The organism is Streptomyces sp. 15-116A (assembly GCF_025290915.1).
Taxonomy (GTDB): Bacteria; Actinomycetota; Actinomycetes; order Streptomycetales; family Streptomycetaceae; genus Streptomyces.
Genome location: NZ_JAOCQE010000115.1, coordinates 1 through 18689 on the forward strand (window position 1 = coordinate 1; position 18689 = coordinate 18689).

Annotated in this window: 17 protein-coding genes and 1 tRNA gene; 12 read left to right on the plus strand and 6 right to left on the minus strand. The window is 70.4% G+C overall.

The genetic code is table 11. From position 1 onward, the window contains the following. Positions 1 to 22: 22 nt before the first annotated feature. The 8 genes from N4P33_RS19275 (at position 23) to N4P33_RS19310 (ending at position 7044) form a co-directional block, all read left to right on the plus strand. Positions 23 to 1333: a Y4yA family PLP-dependent enzyme gene (locus tag N4P33_RS19275; protein WP_260827890.1), complete on the plus strand. Its 1311-nt coding sequence runs from the start codon at positions 23 to 25 to the stop codon at positions 1331 to 1333. 30 nt (positions 1334 to 1363) lie between these two features. Beyond that, positions 1364 to 2392, plus strand: a complete 1029-nt coding sequence (locus N4P33_RS19280; protein WP_260827876.1) for a cysteine synthase family protein — start codon at positions 1364 to 1366, stop codon at positions 2390 to 2392. Between the two features lie 5 nt (positions 2393 to 2397). Next, a complete protein-coding gene (locus N4P33_RS19285; protein ID WP_260827877.1) occupies positions 2398 to 3801 on the plus strand; it encodes an MATE family efflux transporter in 1404 nt (467 codons plus the stop codon). A 304-nt stretch (positions 3802 to 4105) separates the two neighbouring features. Further along, positions 4106 to 4240, plus strand: a complete 135-nt coding sequence (locus N4P33_RS19290) for a hypothetical protein (protein WP_260827878.1) — start codon at positions 4106 to 4108, stop codon at positions 4238 to 4240. Positions 4241 to 4403: 163 nt separating this feature from the next. Further along, positions 4404 to 4625, plus strand: a complete 222-nt coding sequence (locus tag N4P33_RS19295; protein ID WP_180989643.1) for a type II toxin-antitoxin system VapB family antitoxin — start codon at positions 4404 to 4406, stop codon at positions 4623 to 4625. Then, positions 4622 to 5032, plus strand: a complete 411-nt coding sequence (locus tag N4P33_RS19300; protein WP_260827879.1) for a PIN domain-containing protein — start codon at positions 4622 to 4624, stop codon at positions 5030 to 5032. Before N4P33_RS19295 ends, N4P33_RS19300 begins: the two co-directional genes overlap by 4 nt. Before the next feature lie 474 nt (positions 5033 to 5506). Beyond that, entirely contained in the window at positions 5507 to 6724 is a 1218-nt protein-coding gene (locus tag N4P33_RS19305; RefSeq protein WP_260827880.1) for a DUF4263 domain-containing protein, read from the plus strand. Further along, entirely contained in the window at positions 6721 to 7044 is a 324-nt protein-coding gene (locus N4P33_RS19310; protein ID WP_260827881.1) for a hypothetical protein, read from the plus strand. Before N4P33_RS19305 ends, N4P33_RS19310 begins: the two co-directional genes overlap by 4 nt. Before the next feature lie 603 nt (positions 7045 to 7647). Here N4P33_RS19310 and N4P33_RS19315 read toward each other — a convergent pair. Next, positions 7648 to 7718: transfer RNA gene (locus N4P33_RS19315), tRNA-Gly, on the minus strand. 264 nt (positions 7719 to 7982) lie between these two features. Here N4P33_RS19315 and N4P33_RS19320 point away from each other — a divergent pair. The 3 genes from N4P33_RS19320 to N4P33_RS19330 all read left to right on the plus strand — a co-directional run bounded on the left by N4P33_RS19320 (position 7983) and on the right by N4P33_RS19330 (position 9344). Beyond that, on the plus strand, positions 7983 to 8147 hold the full coding sequence (locus N4P33_RS19320) for a hypothetical protein (protein WP_260827891.1): 165 nt from the start codon (positions 7983 to 7985) through the stop codon (positions 8145 to 8147). A 118-nt stretch (positions 8148 to 8265) separates the two neighbouring features. Next, entirely contained in the window at positions 8266 to 8841 is a 576-nt protein-coding gene (gene dcd / locus N4P33_RS19325) for a dCTP deaminase (protein ID WP_260827882.1), read from the plus strand. A 5-nt stretch (positions 8842 to 8846) separates the two neighbouring features. Continuing rightward, positions 8847 to 9344 carry a phosphoribosyltransferase gene (locus tag N4P33_RS19330; protein WP_260827883.1) on the plus strand — a complete coding sequence of 166 codons (498 nt, stop codon included), beginning with the start codon at positions 8847 to 8849 and terminating at the stop codon, positions 9342 to 9344. A gap of 82 nt (positions 9345 to 9426) precedes the next feature. On the opposite strand, the gene N4P33_RS19335 is transcribed toward N4P33_RS19330, so the two are convergent. From N4P33_RS19335 to N4P33_RS19355, 5 genes are all read right to left on the minus strand, one after another. Continuing rightward, entirely contained in the window at positions 9427 to 10464 is a 1038-nt protein-coding gene (locus N4P33_RS19335; protein ID WP_260827884.1) for a Yip1 family protein, read from the minus strand. Between the two features lie 98 nt (positions 10465 to 10562). Further along, positions 10563 to 12002 carry a hypothetical protein gene (locus N4P33_RS19340; RefSeq protein WP_260827885.1) on the minus strand — a complete coding sequence of 480 codons (1440 nt, stop codon included), beginning with the start codon at positions 12000 to 12002 and terminating at the stop codon, positions 10563 to 10565. Positions 12003 to 12119: 117 nt separating this feature from the next. After that, positions 12120 to 13559, minus strand: coding sequence for an FG-GAP-like repeat-containing protein (locus tag N4P33_RS19345; RefSeq protein WP_260827886.1), 1440 nt, complete (start codon positions 13557 to 13559; stop codon positions 12120 to 12122). 118 nt (positions 13560 to 13677) lie between these two features. Further along, positions 13678 to 15147, minus strand: coding sequence for a VCBS repeat-containing protein (locus N4P33_RS19350; protein WP_260827887.1), 1470 nt, complete (start codon positions 15145 to 15147; stop codon positions 13678 to 13680). Between the two features lie 208 nt (positions 15148 to 15355). Beyond that, positions 15356 to 17638: a heterodisulfide reductase-related iron-sulfur binding cluster gene (locus N4P33_RS19355; protein ID WP_260827888.1), complete on the minus strand. Its 2283-nt coding sequence runs from the start codon at positions 17636 to 17638 to the stop codon at positions 15356 to 15358. Positions 17639 to 17904: 266 nt separating this feature from the next. Here N4P33_RS19355 and N4P33_RS19360 point away from each other — a divergent pair. Then, positions 17905 to 18689 (plus strand): MraY family glycosyltransferase (locus N4P33_RS19360; protein ID WP_260827889.1); only part of this gene is annotated, 785 nt, incomplete at its 3' end.

Below are 18689 nucleotides of genomic sequence, written 5' to 3' on the forward strand. Positions count from 1 at the left end.
CGACCCGGCAGCGGCCCCGCCGCTGCCGGCCCACCCGGATCCGCGGCTCGACGCGATCCTGGCCGGCGCGCTTCCGCACGAGCTGTCGTACGCGATCGGCGGCCCCTTCCATCTGCTGCTGCCCGACCGCTTCGACGCCAACACCGCCGCCTTCACCGCCGTGCTCGACGAGTTCGGCGTCGAGGGACGCGTGTACTACGCCAAGAAGGCGAACAAGGCCGCCGTATGGATCCAGCGGTGCGCCCTGTCCGGGACGGGCGTCGACGTCGCCGGCGCCGGCGAACTCCGGGACGCGCTCGGGCACGGCGTGCGCGGCGAGCACATCGTGGTCACCGGACCCGCCAAGGCGGACGCCCTGCTGCGCGTCGCCGTACCGCAGGGCTGCCTGATCGCCGTGGACGCCCTCGACGAACTGGACCGGATCGGCGCGGTGGCACGCGCCGTCGGCCGCCCGGCCCGGGTGCTCCTGCGGCGCCTCCCGCCCGCCCAGCCGCACAGCCGATTCGGCCTGGACGACGAGGAGTTGGAGACGGCCCTCGTACGCTGCCGGGAAGCCGGACTCGCGATGGAGGGGTTCTCCTTCCACCTCTCGGGCTACGACCCGCTGATGCGAGCCGAACTCGCCGCCGAACTGCTCGACCACTGCCTCAAGGCGAGGTCACTGGGCCTGCGCGCGGACCGCATCAGCATCGGCGGCGGGTTCGCCGTCGACTACACGGACGCCGAACACTGGGAACGCTATCTGCGCGACCAGCGGCCTGAGCACTATCACGCGGCCAAGTCCTTCGCTCCGGCCGACTTCTACCCGTACCACTCGCCCGTGGCGGGCCCCGACGCCCTGCGCGCGATCCTCGCCGCGGGCGGTCTCGCCGGGCGGCTGCGCGAGGCGGGCGTGACGCTCCTGCTGGAGCCGGGGCGGGCGCTGCTGGACCGGGCCGGCTGCACGGTGTTCCGCGTGCAGGGCGTCAAGGACCGGGCCGGGTACGGAATCGTCACCGTGGACGGGAGCAGCCTGAGCCTGTCCGAGCAGTGGTTCGGCAGCGAGTACCTGCCGGACCCGGTGCTGCTGCCCGCCGGAGAGCCCGCGGGTGAGCCGTACGCCGCCTGCGTCGGCGGAGCGACCTGCCTGGAGTCCGACATGGTCACCTGGCGCAAGGTGCGGTTCCCCGGCCGCCCCGCCCCCGGCGACCTGCTGGTCTACCCCAACACGGCCGGATACCAGATGGACTCCAACGAGTCGCCGTTCCACGACCTTCCGCTGCCTCCGAAGGTCGTCCTCGACACCGCCGACGGTACGACCCGCTGGCGGTTCGACCGCCCTCCACTCGCCTGACTCTCGCCCCCAGACCCCTGGAGCCATCCGATGGACAAGGCACTCTCGCGCCCCGCCATGGTCAGCCGCGTCTCCGACCTCATAGGCCACACCCCGCTCTTCGAACTGTGCCGCACCGACACGGGCAGCCGGCTCCTGCTCAAGCTCGAACAGTTCAACCCCACCGGCACCGCGAAGATCCGCATGGCCCGGCAGATGGTCCTCGACGCCGAGGAACGCGGACTGCTGCGCCCCGGCGGCCGGATCGTCGAATCCACCTCGGGCAACACCGGCCTCGGCCTCGCCGTCATCGCCGCCGAGCGTGGCTACACCTTCACCGCCGTCGTCGACCACCACGCCGCCGCCGACAAACTGCGCGGCATGAAGGCACTCGGCGCCGAGCTCGTCTACGTCGCCGAGGAGGGCGACGAGGAGCTGGCCACGGCCGCCCGCGAGGAGTTCGCCGAGAAGCTGGCGGCCGAGAGCGACAACGCCTACTTCACCGAGCAGCACAACAACCCGGCCAACGGCGACGGTTACCGGCCCGTGGCGCACGAACTCGACGCCGCGCTGGACGGCCGTATCGACCTCCTCATCGGCGCCGTGGGCACCGGCGGCGGCCTCTTCGGGACCGGCGGGGAACTGCGCAGAACCGTGCCCGGAGTGCGGATCGTCGGCGTCGAGCCCAAGGGCTCGATCGCCTTCGGGCCGCCCGCCCACGACTACTACCAGTCGGGCACGGGCACCCCCGAGGGTGCCACCATCGGGGCCATGGTCGACTACGACCTGCTGGACGAGGGCGCCAAGGTCGGCGACATCGAGGCGTTCGCCACGGCACGCGTGCTGGCCCGCCGCATCGGCCTCCTCATCGGCGGCTCCGCGGGCGGCGTCGTGTACGAGGCCCTGACCCGGATGTCCTCACTCGCGCCGGGCACGACTATGGTCGCCCTGATCAACGACGGGGGCGAGAAATACATGGACACGGTCTTCAACGACGACTGGATGAACGCCCGCGATCTCGCCGACCCGGTCGTCGAGCGCGAGATCGACGAGCTGCTGACCAAACTCCGCGAGAACTGACGCCCATGCCGACACCGCTCACCACCCTGCTCCGGGACAGCCGCGCCCTGGCGACCCTGGCCGTACCGCTCGCCCTGACCCAGCTCGCCCAGGTCGCCCTGACCACCACCGACACGGTGATGATGGGCCTGATGGGCGCCGAGGCCCTCGCGGGCGGCGGCCTGGCGATGGTCATTTTCAACCAGCTGCGCACCATGGGCGTCGGCCTGGTCACGGCGGTCGGCAACCAGGTGTCCGCGGCCTCCGCGCGCGCCGACGAGGAGGAGGAACTCACCGAGGCGGCCCAGGAGAAGGTCCGGGACGTGGTCCGCGCCGCGCTGGCGCTGGCCACCCTGGCCGGTGCCGTCGGCGCGCTCGTCATCCTGCTGATCGGCCGCGCCGTGGCCTACCTCGGCCAGGACCCCGAGGTCGTCGAAACCGCCTGGCCGGTACTGCTCGCCCTCGCCCCCGGGCTGATCCCGTGCCTGTGGTTCCAGGCGATCCGCCAGTTCACCGTCGGCATGCGCCGCCCCCAGGCACTGCTCCGCATCACGATCGCCTCCGTAGCGGTCAACGCCGCCCTCAACTGGGCGCTCATCCACGGCACATGGCTCTTCCCGAAGCTGGGCCTGCCCGGCATCGGCATCTCAACCTCGCTCGTCTACGTGCTGACCTGCCTCGCCCTGTACGCCTCCGCCCGCCGCGACCCCCGGCTCGCCACGCTGCTGGACATCCGGATCTGGAAGGCCCGCCCGGCCACCCTGCGCCGGCTGACCGGCCTGGGCGTGCCCATCGCCGCGACCTACGGCTCCGAAGCGGGCTTCTTCTCCGTGGTCGCCCTGCTGATCGGCACCTTCGGCAGCGCCGCACTGGCCGCACACACCGCCGTCAACCAGCTGATCTACATCGTCTTCCAGATCGCCGTCGGCCTCTCCCACGCCGCGTCCCTCAACGTCAGCCGCGAACTCGCCCTGAACCGCGTCGACGCCGCCCGGCGCATCAAGAACACGGCACTGGCATGCGCGGCGGCCGTGATGGCCGTGGTCGGCGTCATCTACCTCACCGTCCCCGGCCTGGTGCTGCGCCCGTTCCTCGACCCGTCGTCCGCAGACGGGCACAGCGCGACGGACATCGCCACCGACCTTCTCCTCATCGCAGCCGTCCTCCAGTTCTTCGACTGCGCCCAGAACATCGGCGTCGGCCTGCTCCGCGGCCTGGACGACACCAAGAGCGGCTTCCGCATCACCCTGATCGGCTACTGGCTCATCGGCCTCCCCGCAGCCTGGCTCTTCGCCCACGCCACCGCCCTCCACACCCTCGGAGTCTGGCTGGGCCTCCTCACCGGCCTGGCCACCACAGCCCTCCTCCTACTCCGCCGCTACCACCACTCCCTGTCCCTGCGCACGACAACGGAGCCGGCCGCCGCCTGAATCCTTCTGCCGGCTACTTGCGCTGCCCCTGTTCCGCGACCGTACGTGCAGCTGTCCAGGCCGCTGCCGGACCGGCGAGCGCTGAGGAGGGAGCGTACGACCAGTCGGACCGTGACTCGCTGATCAAGACGCTGCGCCGCTCCGACGCCGTGCGGCCTGTCACGACGTCCCGTCCGCGCAGCCGTGCGCCCGGCACGCGGCCTGCAGCAGAGCGCAGCTCTCCTGGCTCATCGGCGCCCCGCGGCCGGGCGAATACCCCGTCCTTGCGCGGGCCCATGACGGCGGCCCATGGCACCGGTACGACATGTCCACCTCCGAGTTCCTCTACCGCGTCCTCGCCGACGCCGATGTCCAGCCGTACGGAATCGCCCAGTACGACCTCGCCACGACGTTCGAGCCTCCCGGCTCCGGCCACCCCTGCGACGGCCGGCCGCTCTGACGACAGGCCGGCCGTTTGGCCTGCGCGGGTTCGTCACGTAGGCACCGCTGCGGGAGCTTGTTCGCACCGCTGGTGACCGCCACCATCTGTCGAGTGTGGTGCCGTCAATGTTGGTGACATACTCTTCTATGTACATCACCAACATTGCGGAGGAGGTGCTCGTATGTCTGTGACCCAGATCGACATCGATGATGACGCCCTGGAGCGTGCCATGGCTTTGGCCAAGGTCAGGACCAAGAAGGAGGCGGTGAACCTGGCTCTGCACTTCTACGCCGAACAGCAGGAGCGTGCGGCGCGTATCAGCCGTCACTTCGAGCGTGCGCGTGAGTGGGGTGCTGTCGAGGACGCCGAGCGCCTGCACCGGGCGGAGAAGCACAGCCGGTGATCTACTTGCTCGACACCTCCGGCCTGGTCCGGCTGCTCCGCGAACCCAAACTGCAGTCGGCCTGGTACGACGCGATCGACGCCGGTGCCATCGCGTCCTGCTACGTGCAGCGAACCGAGTTCCTGTACAGCGCCCGGAACGGCCGTGAGTACGACGAGATCGCGGAGATGTTCACCGACCTCTACCCCGATGTCTCGGTGCCGAGGAACGCGGGGCGTTGGATCAGCGCGGTGCAACACCGTATGGCCCAGGCCGGGAAGCATCGCAGCGCCTCGGCGGTGGACCTCGTCATCGCAGCCACCGCCGCCCACCACGGCCTGGCCGTCCTCCACGACGATGCCGACTACCGGGCCATCGCCCAGCACGCAACCGATCTGCTCGAGCACAATGTCCACGACGTCACCTGAAGTGCTTTCCCTCACAGGTTGTGGACGGGAACCTGCCTACTGGTTCTGGCTGATGGCGGGCTGGGCCGGTGCCTGGCCCATGGGTGCCGAAGAGCGGCACTCAACCCGCTCGTGACAACAAACAAACCCCAGGTCACTGACCTGGGGTTTTCCTCTGGAGCGGGTGACGAGAATCGAACTCGCGCTCTCAGCTTGGGAAGCGACGGCGCTCGACTGGTCCCTATGTCTATGACCTGCGCAGATGGCATTTGCTCGGGCGGTCGTGCGGGTCGGATCGCGCCGCTGTTGACCGTGGTTGTCCGCTCTTACGGGCACGCTATGGGCACGGGGCGCGAAGACTGGTGGGCAGGGTGCGTTCTCGGACGGGCACGGTGTCGAGCCGGACTCGGTCGGACGTCCAGTCGGGGAACGCCTTCGCGCGTGCACAGAGACTGCTGCCGCGTGGTTGTCAGTGGCCGGCCCTAGTGTGCCCGCGTGACGACATTTCGATCCGGCTTCACGCTCTGGCAACTGGTCCAGACGGCGCGGGAACTGACTGAGGATGCGCGCGTCCGGGAGCGCGTCGACGCGGTGCTGCACATCATGGGCGGCCTCGGTGGGACGTACGGCAAGGGCAGGCCGCTGGTAAACGCCTTGGAGGACGTGGCCCAAGAGGCCATCCTCCAGGGCGACTTCGCATTCGCCCAGCGCTTTCAGCGCTTCGCCGCGTATGCCGGAGGCGAACTGTTCCTTGACATCCTTGAGAACTACTACGACGACGAAGCCCGACAGCGCAGCGAGAAGCAGATGCGCAGGATGGCCGCACTGGGTGCGGACAGGGCGGTCGCCGCCCTTGACGTCCTGTGCCGCGACAAGCCCGGCGCAACCGCCGCCGACGCCCGTGACCTTTTTCGCGGCATAGCCCAGTCCGTCGACTACCTGGGCCTCGGGGACGGCGAGGGCGGGATCCGGCTCTCCACCAAGGAGGCGAGGCGACTCCAGGAATACGGGCACATGGAGATGGTCCTCCGCAACCTGCCCCGGCCCGCCTCCGCTGAGGCCGCCCGGATGATGAGCGACGTCCTGGCCGATGTCGACGCCGGCATGCTGGCCCAGTTGCTCGAACTGCGGGCCAGGCAGGTCGGCCTGGCGGCCCTGCGTACCGCGGTGGAGGACCCGGACAGCTCCGAGAGTGCCCTCCACGGCTGTCTGAAGAACCAGGAATGGATCTTCGGCGGGGCCTACGTGGCCGAGCTGGCACGCCGGCAGTACACCCCGGACGCCATCCTCGACATCCCGCTCCTGCGCGGCGACGGCTCCCTGCACGTGGTGGAGCTCAAGCGCGCCAACATCAAGGACCTGGTCATACGACGCTCCGGCCACCTCATGTTGGGTGCCCCGGCGCACCGCGCGGTCTCCCAGGCGCAGAACTACCTCCGGGCCATGGACGAGAACCGCCCGAGCATCCTGGCCGAGCACGGAGTCGACACCCGCCGGGCGTCGGCGACGGTCGTGATCGGACACCCGCGGTACGTGACCGGGGACGTCACCTCCCAGGAGATCGCGGAGACGCTGCGAACCTACAACACACACCAGGCGCGCATAGAAGTGATCACATACGAGACCCTGCTGGAGTCAGCCTCCCGCATGCTGGCTCTGTCGTCGGCACGGCAGGACGCAGACCCCGACCCGGACGAGGAGTCCGCCGCATGACCGACACAGCACCCGCGATCGAACCGCTCCTGGCCCGCTTGTGCGGCGGTGAGATCACCGACAAGGACTATGTCGGATACTTCATGAACGAGTACGGAGAGGAACTCGTGTTCGCCCAGCGTCGGGGCGAGAAATCCGCTCGGCTCTGGCACAGCGACGCGGACTGGGAGATGTTCCTCGTCGGTGACCACTCGATTCGGCTCGACGGCCCGATGGACGGGATGATCACTGTTGCGGACCTGATCATCAACCGCGAGGAGGCGACATGGCTGTCCTCCTGCCTCGCCGCTTCCCGCCATCTACGGCAGGGACGGACCTGACCACGCACCGTGCTGAGGCCTCAACGGGCGGGTCTGGCTCAGAGGAGGCGGCCAGGCCCCTGCACATGAGCCCTGCTCTGCCCAGGATGTCCTCCGCCCCGTCGTCCGTGACTTGGTCGCCCGTGGCCAGGGTGGTCGTCGTCTGCACGTACGGCATCGCAGGTAACGTCGGCAAGCTTGGTCACGCTGCGCAAAACGGTGTGGGGGCGTCAGCGTCGTAGCTGCAGTCGCCATGAGGCCGACAATCGAAGGGGGCAGGAGGCCGCTCGGGTATTCCCTGGCGACCTTCCGCTCTGATGCAGGCTCCTTCCCGGTCAGTGCCCGCCTCCGCAAGAGATTCGCATCCACCCACGACGAGGTGCGGTGTGGGGCAGGTGTCCGGCGTTGTCCGGGAACGGCGGGCTGAGGGCTCGGACCGTGCCAACCTCTCGCTCAGCGACGTTCAAAGAGCAGGTCAGCGTCGTGCTGCGATGCGGGCGGCTTGCTGCCTCAAGGAACTCGTGCCCTCCGCGTGCCCAATCGTCGACGACAGGAGGCCCGCGAAACGCAGCGACGGCTCATCAATAAGCAAGCCCCAGGCCGCTGACCTGGGGCTTCAAGAAGAGCGGGTGACGAGAATCGAACTCGCGCTCTCAGCTTGGGAAGCTGATGTTCTACCATTAAACTACACCCGCGTAAGATCCGGGACCCCGACCGTGATCGGTGTCCGGACGCTCGCTTACTTTACCCCATGCCAGGCCCCCGGTGTCCAAGCCCCGGGGGCCTGACTCTGTTTCAGGGGTGGATGTGGCTGCGGGGGGCAGGAGTTGGGGCGTACCGTGAAGGGGGTGCGGGCGTGCGGAGTGCCGCCTGGAGGGGCGTCCCTTTGATCCCGTAGGGTGCCTTTTGTCGTCACGGCAGTCAGCCAGACGCGGCTCTTGGGGAAGGGACTCTTGGACTTGATGGAGCGCACCGTCGTCCGCTGTGCCGATGGGCACGTGTTCACCGCCGCCTCGTTCCCGATGCAGCAGGCCGAGCGCCTCGGCCCCGGCCGGCTGCTGCGCTGTCCGCGCTGCGCGCGGCTCCGCAGCGTCGTACCGGTGACCCTGCAGAAGCAGCAGTGAGCAATATCAGTAACGAGGCGTCGGTGACGCTTCACCGACCGTAGTTCCGCGGTCTGCGGACATGGCGCGTGGACGGTGCGATGGTGGCCGGTCCGCGCGCCTTGCGTATTCTCGGGGCGTGCTTCTCTCAGACAAGGACATCCGGGCCGAGATCGACGCCGGGCGGGTGCGGATCGATCCCTACGACGAATCCATGGTGCAGCCGTCCAGCATCGACGTACGGCTGGACCGCTATTTCCGGGTGTTCGAGAATCACCGGTACCCGCACATCGACCCCTCCATCGAGCAGGCCGATCTGACCCGGCTCGTCGAGCCGGAGGGGGACGAGCCGTTCATCCTGCACCCCGGGGAGTTCGTCCTCGCCTCGACGTACGAGGTCATCACCCTGCCCGACGATCTCGCGTCGCGGCTGGAGGGCAAGAGCTCTCTCGGCCGGCTCGGGCTGGTCACGCACTCCACCGCCGGGTTCATCGACCCCGGGTTCAGCGGCCACGTGACCCTGGAGCTGTCCAACCTCGCCACGCTCCCCATCAAGCTGTGGCCCGGCATGAAGATCGGCCAGCTGTGCATGTTCCGGCTCAGCTCGCCCGCCGAGTCCCCGTACGGCAGTGAGCGCTACGGCTCCCGCTACCAGGGTCAGCGCGGGCCCACCGCCTCGCGGTCCTACCTCAACTTCCACCGGACGCAGGTGTGAGCGGCATGAGCGACGTACGGGAGAACCTCACCTACGAGCAGTTCGGCGTGGCGGTGCGCGCGCTCGCGCAGGCCATCGCCGACGACGGCTACCAGCCCGACATAGTGCTCTCCATCGCACGCGGCGGCGTCTTCGTCGCCGGCGGGCTCGCCTATGCCCTCGACTGCAAGAACATCCATCTCGTGAACGTCGAGTTCTACACCGGCGTCGGGACGACCCTCGAGATGCCCGTCATGCTCGCGCCCGTCCCCAACGCCATCGACTTCACCGACAAGAAGGTGCTGATCGCGGACGACGTCGCCGACACCGGCAAGACGCTCAAGCTGGTCCGCGACTTCTGCCTCGACGCCGTCGCCGAGGTCCGCAGCGCCGTCGTCTACGAGAAGACGCAGTCGCTGGTGAAGTGCGAGTACGTCTGGAAGCGCACCGACGACTGGATCAACTTCCCGTGGTCCGTTCAGCCGCCCGTCGTCAAGCGGGCGGGGCAGGTGCTCGACGCCTGAGCGGCAGAAGCATCCAAAGTAAAGGGGCTCCCTGCAGGGAGCCCCTAGTTCGTTCGGTCGTCGCGCCCGCCGGGTCAGAACGTCAGAATGTGCCCAGCTTCACGATCGACAGCAGCGCGATCAGCTGGATCGCCGACGCGCCCAGCGCCTTCGGCCAGGGCAGGTCGTGGGAGCGGCTGACCATCATCGTCAGCAGGGCGCCCGCCGCGACCCAGGTGGCCCAGCCGAGGATCTGGACGAAGGGCGCGTCGCCGCCGAGGAACGTCGCGACGAGCAGGCGCGGCGCGTCCGTGAGGGACATGATCAGCATGGACAGGCCGACCGTGGGCTGCCAGGCGCCGTCGCCGCCGAGCTGGCGGGCCAGGGTGTGGGTGACCACGCCCAGGACGAAGGCGCTGAGCACCATCGCCACGGCCGTCGTCAGGACGATCGGCACCGCGTTCGACAGGGTCGCGTTGATCGCGTCCTCGCGGGCGCCGTCGAAGCCGAAGACGGCGATCAGGCCGTAGATGAAGGTGACGACGAGGGCCGGGCCCCACATCGTGTAGTCCCGCATCTGCAGGAACGTCCGGGCCGGGTTCAGGACGATGCCCTTGAGCAGGTCCTTCCAGTGCAGACGGGGGCCGACCGGGCCGGGCGGCGCGGCCGAGCCGGCGCGGTAGGTGCCGCCCTGGTTGTAGGGGTCCTCGTCGATGGAGAAGGCCTGGGTGTGACCGGGGTTGTTGGCCGCGTACGGGTCGTGCGGGGCGTGCGTGCCGGGCGGGTACGCGCCGTCGCCGAAGTACTCGGGCTCCCCGTGACCGCCATGGCCGCCGTGGCCCCCATGACCCGGGCCGTGCCCACCGTGTCCGCCGTGGGGGCCCGGCCAGGGACCGCCGCCGCCGTTGCCGTACGACGGCTGCTGCGGGTACGGCTGCGGCGCCTGCGGGTAGCCGTACGACGGCCCCTGCGGCGTCTGCTGTCCGTACGGGGGGTGTTGCGGTCGCGCGTTGGGAGCGCCGTTGTTGTTCCGGCCGCGTCCGATCCTGAATCCAGCCACGTCTTCGAACGTACCTGGTCCGGCAAGGTCACGTGTCCGGCCCCTGGTTTCAAGGGCCCCTTTGCGGCCGAGCTGTGACATCCCCTAAGGGGCCGTCAGGCCCGGCGTCCGTCCCGCGGAGGGCTTCCGCGGGGGCTGGTCCTCCGGGGGACGGACGTCGACGGGGGGAAGCGGTGTGGTCAGCCGCCGAGGGACGTGCCGAGGCGGGGGGTGCCCGAGGTGGACACGCCCGCCGTCGCGGGGCCGAGGCTGAGCCCGCCCGTGGTGGTGAGTCCGGACGTCGTGCCCCGCAGGAACCAGACCGAGCCGTCACCGGCGTTCTCGCCCGGTGCGGAGACGGTGAGGTCGGCGCGGGCGTCGCCGGTACGGTCGGCGAGGGCGAGGCGGGTGCCGAAGAGGTCGCCGTTCTCCGAGGTGCCGGGCACGCCCGTGGTGTTCTGGGTGAAGGACTCGGCGCCCCGCGTGGTGAGTCCCGAGGCCGAGCCGTACAGGACGGTGACCGAGCCGGCCCCGCTGTTCTCGCCGGCGGCGCCTACGGCGAGGTCGGCGTACCCGTCGCCGTCGACGTCACCGAGGGCGACGCCGCTGCCGAAGCGGTCGCCGGTCTCGGCGGCGCCGGGGACGCCGGCGGTGTCCTGGGTGAGGACGAGAGGGGCGCGGCCGGGGTCCAGGCCCTCCGGGCCGCCGTAGACGACCGAGACCTTGCCGCCCTTCGCGCCGCCGGGGTCGGCGGAGGTCTCCCGGTCGTTGCCGACGGCGAAGTCCGTGTGGCCGTCGTGGTCGATGTCGCCGGCGGCGGAGACGAAGCCGGTCGGCATGCCCTGGAGCCAGTCGGTGAAGTTGCCGATCCGCAGGTCGGCCAGTGCGGTGGCGGCGGCGCCGTTGTGCGCGGTGCGGCCGTGCAGCACCACGGGTCCGCGGCCGTCGCCGGCGGTGTCGGCGGAGGTGAGGTGGGTGACGCCGGTCGTGGTGGACCACCAGTCGTGGGAGGAGCCGCCCCCGCCGTTGTGCGCGCCGGTCTTGGTGAGCGGCCCGTTCACGACGGACAGGACGATCGTGCCGGTGGAGCCGGCGGCGACGTCGAGGTCGCCGTCGTCGTCGAAGTCACCTGTGGCGAGGGCCTGGCCGTAGCGGTCGGCCTCCCGGTCGGAGAAGTGGAAGAGGGTCCGTGCACCCGAGGGGCCGGACGCCGATCCCCAGACGATGACGGCCGTGCCGTTGCCCGAGTCGCCGGGGATGTCCTCGCCGGGTGCGCCGATCAGGAGGTCGGCGTAGCCGTCGGCGTTCAGGTCGGCGGAGGCCAGGGCAGCGCCGAAGGCGTCGCCGGCCTCGGCGGTGCCGGGGATCGCGGTGGTGTTCTGGGTGATCAGGGTGCGGCTGGAGGTCTTCGGGCCGGTGGGGCCGCCGGGGACGACGGAGACCGCGCCCGCCTGCGCCTGGCCGGCGACCGTGGCGTCCGGCGCGCCGATCGCCAGGTCGGTGTAGCCGTCGCCGTTGAAGTCGTACGGGGTGGCGGGGGCCGGGGCGGCGTGCGCGGTGGGACCGGCCGGGCCGAGGACGGCCGGGGCGGTCAGGGCGGCGACGAGAAGGGCCGCGGTGGTGAGGGCGCGGGGGCGCATGGGACTCCTGAGGGGTGGGCGGATACGGGCGGGGCGGTGAGCCGTGCGGTCCCGGTTCCGACGGGGGGCTCGGCCCAGTGACCCGCCGCTGGTGCGGCAGCGCGGGCGGGCGGCGGGTTACTGGGCGAAGCCCCAGCCGAAGTTCGCGTTGCCCTTGAGGGAGACGTCCCTCGCGGAGAGGAACTTCGCGCCGGACGTGGTCAGTCCGGTGGCCGTGCCGCGCAGGACGGTGATCGCGCCGTAGCCGTTCTCACCGCCGGCGCCCACGACGAGCTCGGCCCTGCCGTTCTTGTCGAGGTCGGTCAGACGCACCGACTGGCCGAACCAGTCGTGGCTCTCGTCGCTGCCGGGCACGCCCGTGGTGTTCTGCGCGTACTGCTTGGCGCCCGTGCCGGTCAGACCGGAGGCCGAGCCGAACAGGACGGTCACCGCGCCGGTGTCCTTCTTGGTGCCGAGGTCCTCGCCGAAGGCGCCGACCGCGATGTCGGCGTAGCCGTCGCCGTTGATGTCGCCCGCGCTCAGCGCCGCGCCGAACAGGTCGCCTTCCTCGCCGCCCCCGGGCACGCCCGCGGTGTCCTGGTGGATGACGGTGGGCCGCTGGTCGGGGTCGGGGCCGCCCGGGCCGCCGTACCAGACGGTGATCTGCCCGCCGGTGTGGCCGTTGACGGAGTTGCCGTCCCTCGGGTCGCCGTGGTCGCCGAGGACGACGTCGCCGTAGCCGTCCTTGTCGACGTCGGCGATCACGCCGTCCAGTCCGTCGGCGTGGGGCAGCTCGGTGAGGGCGTAGTCCGACTCGGGGTGGGCGTCCCAGTTGCCGGGGTCGTGGCGCATGTAGTGGACCGCGCCGGCCGAGTCGCCGTCGACGCCGAACGGGTAGACCCGCTCGGCCGCCCGGTCGCCGGTGATGTCGCCCGCGAACACCGAGTAGGTCGAGCCGAGTTCGTCGACGCCCTGGTGGCCGGCGGGAGTGCCCGTGCGGGTGAAGGGGCCCTGGTAGAGGTAGGTGCGGCTCTGGCCCGTGGCGGTGACGTCGGTGTCGCCGTCGCCGTCGAAGTCGCCGGTGGCGACGCCGGCGGAGTAGCCGCCCCACTCGCTGAGACGGGACGGCTGGGGGAGCGCCGCGCCGCCGGACAGGCCGGACGCGCCGCCCCACAGGACGGTGACCGAGCCGATGCCGTCGCGATCGCCGATGGCCTCGTGCTCGGCGCCGACGACGAGATCGCTGTAGCCGTCGCGGTCGAGGTCCCCGGCGGCCAGGCTGTTGCCGAAGCGGTCGCCGTCCTCGGCGGCGCCGGGGACGGCGGCGGAGTTCTGGGTGATGACGGTCTTCTTCGCGGCCGAGACGCCGGAGGACGAGCCGTACAGCACGACGACGGCACCGGCGTACGGGACGGAGCCCGCGTCCGCGCTCGACGCGCCGATGGCGAGGTCCCGGTATCCGTCGCCGTTGAAGTCACCGGCCAGGCCGGAGGGGGCGGCCGCGGCGCCCGTGACGGGCAGGGCGGTGAGCAGCCCGGAGGTCAGGGCGGTGGCGATGAGGAGTGTGCGCTTGCGCAAGGAGGGCTCCAGCAGGGTGGGACGGGGGTGCGGGGGCGGGACGGGGCGTGGTGCGGGGCGGACCGGGGCGCCGCCGGGCCCGAGTCGTACGGGCCCGGCGGCTGGTGGAGCTGAGGGATCAGTCGGCGAAGTTCGCGCCGAAGAACGGGGTGCCCGTCGTCGAGACGCCGGAGGTGCTCGGGGAGACCGTGCGGGCGCCGGTCGTGGTGATCCGGCCGTTCGACGGCAGGTGGAGGACCGCGCCGTTGCCGGCGTTCTCGGCCGAGCCGACGATCAGGTCGGCCTTGCCGTCGCCGGTGACGTCGTCGAGCTTGAGGTCCATGCCGAGCATGTCGTCGTCCTCGTTGCCGCCCGGGACGCCGGCGGTGTCCTGCGAGAAGGACTGGGTGCCGGAGGTGGTGTTCAGGCCGTTGGCGGTGCCGTAGAGCACGGTGACCGAGCCGGTGTTGACGGCCTCGCCGATGTTCTCGCCGGCCACGCCGATGGCGAGGTCGAGGTAGTCGTCGCCGTTGATGTCGCCGAGGTCGAGCTCGTAGCCGAAGAAGTCGTTGCCCTCGGAGGTGCCGGGGACGTTGCCGGTGTTCTGCGTGATGCCGGTGGCCTCGGAGGTGAGCGGGCCGCTCGCGGAGCCGTAGGTCACCCACACCTTGCCGCCGTTGGCGGAGTCGGGGACCGGGGTGCCGTCCTCCGTGGTGGAGTTCCAGTAGGCGCCGCTGACGATGTCGCCGTAGCCGTCGTTGTCGATGTCGCCGACGGCGGTGATCACGCCGGGCTTGAGGGACGTGGCCGCGGAGTCGTCCAGGCCGCTCGCGGAGCCGGGGATGAAGAAGTTCCGGTTCCAGCCGTAGTCCGTCTCGGTCTCGAAGCCGTCGACGATCAGGTCGGTCGGGCCGCCGTCGATGTCGCCCGCGGTCAGGTTCATCGGGCCGCCGGTGCCGCTCATGATCGGGGGCGTGACGGTGTACCGGCCGCCGGACGTGCCGGAGGTGGTGAAGCCGCCCTTGAAGACGTGGATGGCGGTGCCGCTGCTGCCGACGGCCAGGTCGGCCTTGCCGTCGCCGTCGAAGTCGCCGGCGGCGAGCTCGTCGCCCCACTGGTCGTGGGAGGAGCGGGCCGGGTCCGTGACGGTGACGCCCTTGCCGGTGATCCCGGCGGCGGAGCCCCACAGGATGGCGACGGTGCCGCCGTCCGTGTCGCCGTCGACGTCCTCGGTGGGGGCGGAGACGGCGAGGTCGTCGTAGCCGTCGCCGTTGAAGTCGGCGTAGGCGGAGTCGCCGCCGAACTCGTCACCGGTCTCGGCGGTGCCGGGCACGCCGGTGCTGTTCTGGCTGAGGGTGTGGCGCTTGGCGGAGGACACCCCGGAGGACGTGCCGTAGAGGACGACGAGCTGGCCGGCGGCCTCCTTGCCGCTGACGTGGGCGCCCTGGGCCGAGAAGGCCACGTCGCCCTTGCCGTCGTTGTTGAAGTCGGCCTGGGCGACGCGGGTGGAGTCGGCGGCGACCGCGGGTGCGGTGGCGAAGGTGAGCAGCCCGCCCGTCAGCGCGGCGGCGGTGGCCGTGGCGAGGGCGAGTCTCAGATGCTGGTGCATGCGGTTCTCCTGCGGCATGCGGGGGATGCCTGGCGGGCATCCGGAGTCGATGAGGTGCCGGGACCGTCCGAGTTCGCCGGGAGTTGTCCTCGGGTTCACCGTGCGGTCGGCGATCAAGAGACCATCAGGCCGGGGCAAGGGTTGTACGTGAACATGACGAAGGGGCCGCCCATCCTCGGGCGGCCCCTTCGTCAACAGCGCGTGCCGTCTACTTCACCGGCTCGGGCTCCGGCGCGGTCTCGGTCTCGTCCGACCCCTCCGGGTCGACCGGCGTCTTCACGGACTCCAGCAGCAGCTGGGCGACGTCGACGACCTGGATGGACTCCTTGGCCTTGCCGTCGTTCTTCTTGCCGTTCACGGAGTCGGTCAGCATGACCAGGCAGAACGGGCAGGCCGTCGACACGATGTCGGGGTTCAGCGACAGCGCCTCGTCGACGCGCTCGTTGTTGATGCGCTTGCCGATCCGCTCCTCCATCCACATCCGCGCACCACCGGCGCCGCAGCAGAAGCCGCGCTCCTTGTGGCGGTGCATCTCCTCGTTGCGGATGCCGGGGACGCTGGCGATGATCTCGCGCGGGGGCGTGTAGATCTTGTTGTGGCGGCCCAGGTAGCACGGGTCGTGGTACGTGATGATGCCCTCGACCGGGGTCACCGGGATCAGCTTGCCCTCGTCGACGAGGTGCTGGAGCAGCTGGGTGTGGTGGATGACCTCGTAGTCGCCGCCGAGCTGCGGGTACTCGTTGCCGAGGGTGTTCAGGCAGTGCGGGCAGGTGGCGACGATCTTCTTCGCCGACTTGGGCTTCTTCGACTCGGGCGTGATGTTGCCCTCGTCGTCCATCTCCTCGCCGAAGGCCATGTTCAGCGCGGCGACGTTCTCCATGCCGAGCTCCTGGAAGAGGGGCTCGTTGCCGAGGCGGCGGGCGGAGTCACCGGTGCACTTCTCGTCGCCGCCCATGATCGCGAACTTGACACCCGCGATGTGCAGCAGCTCCGCGAAGGCCTTGGTGGTCTTCTTGGCGCGGTCCTCCAGGGCGCCGGCGCAGCCGACCCAGTACAGGTACTCGACCTCGGACAGGTCCTCGATGTCCTTGCCGACGACCGGGACCTCGAAGTCGACCTCCTTGAGCCACTCCAGGCGCTGCTTCTTCGCCAGGCCCCAGGGGTTGCCCTTCTTCTCCAGGTTCTTGAGCATCGTGCCCGCCTCGGACGGGAACGCGGACTCGATCATCACCTGGTAGCGGCGCATGTCGACGATGTGGTCGATGTGCTCGATGTCCACCGGGCACTGCTCGACGCAGGCGCCGCAGGTGGTGCAGGACCACAGGACGTCCGGGTCGATGACGCCGTTCTCCTCGGCGGTGCCGATCAGCGGGCGCTCGGCCTCGGCGAGAGCGGCGGCGGGGACGTCCTTGAGCTGCTCCTCGGACGCCTTCTCCTCGCCCTCCATCGTCTTGCCGCCGCCGGCCAGCAGGTACGGCGCCTTGGCGTGCGCGTGATCCCGCAGGGACATGATCAGCAGCTTCGGGGAGAGCGGCTTGCCGGTGTTCCAGGCCGGGCACTGCGACTGGCAGCGGCCGCACTCGGTGCAGGTGGAGAAGTCCAGCAGGCCCTTCCAGGAGAACTGCTCGACCTGGGAGACGCCGAAGACGTCGTCGTCACCGGGGTCGGTGAAGTCGATCGGCTTGCCGCCCGAGGTCATCGGCTGGAGCGCGCCGAGGGCGGTCTCGCCCGTCGCGTTGCGCTTGAACCAGATGTTCGGGAAGGCGAGGAAGCGGTGCCAGGCGACGCCCATGTTGGTGTTGAGCGAGACGACGATCATCCACACGAAGGACGTGCCGATCTTGATCATCGCGGTGAAGTAGACGAGGTTCTGCAGCGTCTCGACGCTCAGCCCGTCGAAGACCTGCACCAGCGGGTACGAGGCGAAGTACGCGGCCTCGTAGTGGTCCACGTGGTGCAGTGCGCCCTCCAGGCCGCGCAGGACGTAGATCGCCAGGCCGATGGTGAGGATGACGTACTCGACGAAGTACGCCTGACCCGCCTTGGAGCCGGCGAAGCGCGACTTGCGGCCCGGGCGGGACGGCAGGCTCAGCAGCCGGATGACGATGAGTACGGCGATGCCGATCACGGTCATCACGCCGATGAACTCGATGTACATCTCGAACGGCAGGAAGCCGCCGATGACCGGAAGCGTCCAGTCGGCCTGGAAGAGCTGGCCGAAGGCCTGTGCCAGCGTCGGCGGCAGCGTCAGGAAGCCGACCGCCACGAACCAGTGGGCGATGCCGACGATGCCCCACCTGTTCATGCGCGTGTGGCCGAGGAACTCCCGCACCAGGGTCACACTGCGCTGGTAGGGGTTGTCGGTCCGGGTACCGGCCGGGACCGGCTGGCCCAGCTTGAAGTACCGGACGAACTGGGCGATCGCGCGTGCGAGCAGCGCAACGCCGACCACGGTCAGGACCAGCGACACGATGATCGCGGCGAGTTGCATGGGGGCTCCTCGGGCCTGCGAGGCGTTCGTCGGGGGCTCCGCTACGGCTTCCCCGAATCGAGATTACTAAGCGGTAACTTATGCAGTCCGTTTGAGACTACCCCTATCTTCGGCCGCACTGTAGCCGGGCACGGGGTGATCTGAATCGCTGAGGGTTGCCTGACATGGGGCCGAACGGGGGGGCGAGCGGGGGTGTCTGCCGTGGCACCTCGCTTCCGTTCGTGTTATTCACGCCAAATCCGTACATACGCCCCTAACTTATATCCGTGCTCTACGGGATCGTCGTCGCCACCACCGCCCTGCTGCTCTCCGCCCTGCTCACGGCGGCGCTGCGGGGCCCCGCCCTGCGCCTCGGCGCCGTGGACCGGCGGCGGCAGCGGGCGGTTCCGCTGTCCGGGGGAGTGGCCGTCCTGCTGGTGACCGCCCTGGTCGCCGGTGTCGGCGACTGGACGGGCGTCGCACCGCTCGGCACCGGGGTCGGGCGGCTGCTGGTGGCCGGGGTCTGTGTCGGTGCGCTCGGGCTGGCCGTGGACCACTGGCGGCTGCGCTGGTGGGTGCCGGTCGCCGGTACGGCTCTGGCGGCGGTGCTCGTCGTGCCGTACGCGGAGACCGGGCCGGGCGTGGGGCTGCTCGCCGCCGGGTGGGTCGTCTGCGTCACCGTGGCGTTCCGGGGGCTTGACCACGCCGACGGGCTGGCCGGTGGTGTGGGGGTGGTGACCGCGTTCGGGGTGGCGGCGTGTGCGGCCGTGGAGCTGATGGACGGGGTGGCGGTGCTGCTGAGTGTGCTGGCCGCCGCGCTCACCGGGTTCCTGATGCACAACTGGCATCCCGCGCGGGTGGCGCTCGGTGCGGGCGGCGCGCTGTTCGCGGGGTTCGTGCTGGCCGCGGCGGCCGTCTTCGTACGCGCCGGACATGGCGTGGGCGCGAGCGCGGGAGTGCTGTTCGCGCTCACGGCCGTGGTGTGCGCGGACGCCGTCCTGGTGGTGCTGTCCCGGTGGCTGGCCCGCCGCCCCCTGCCACGCGGCCGCCCGGACCACCTGGCCCACCGCCT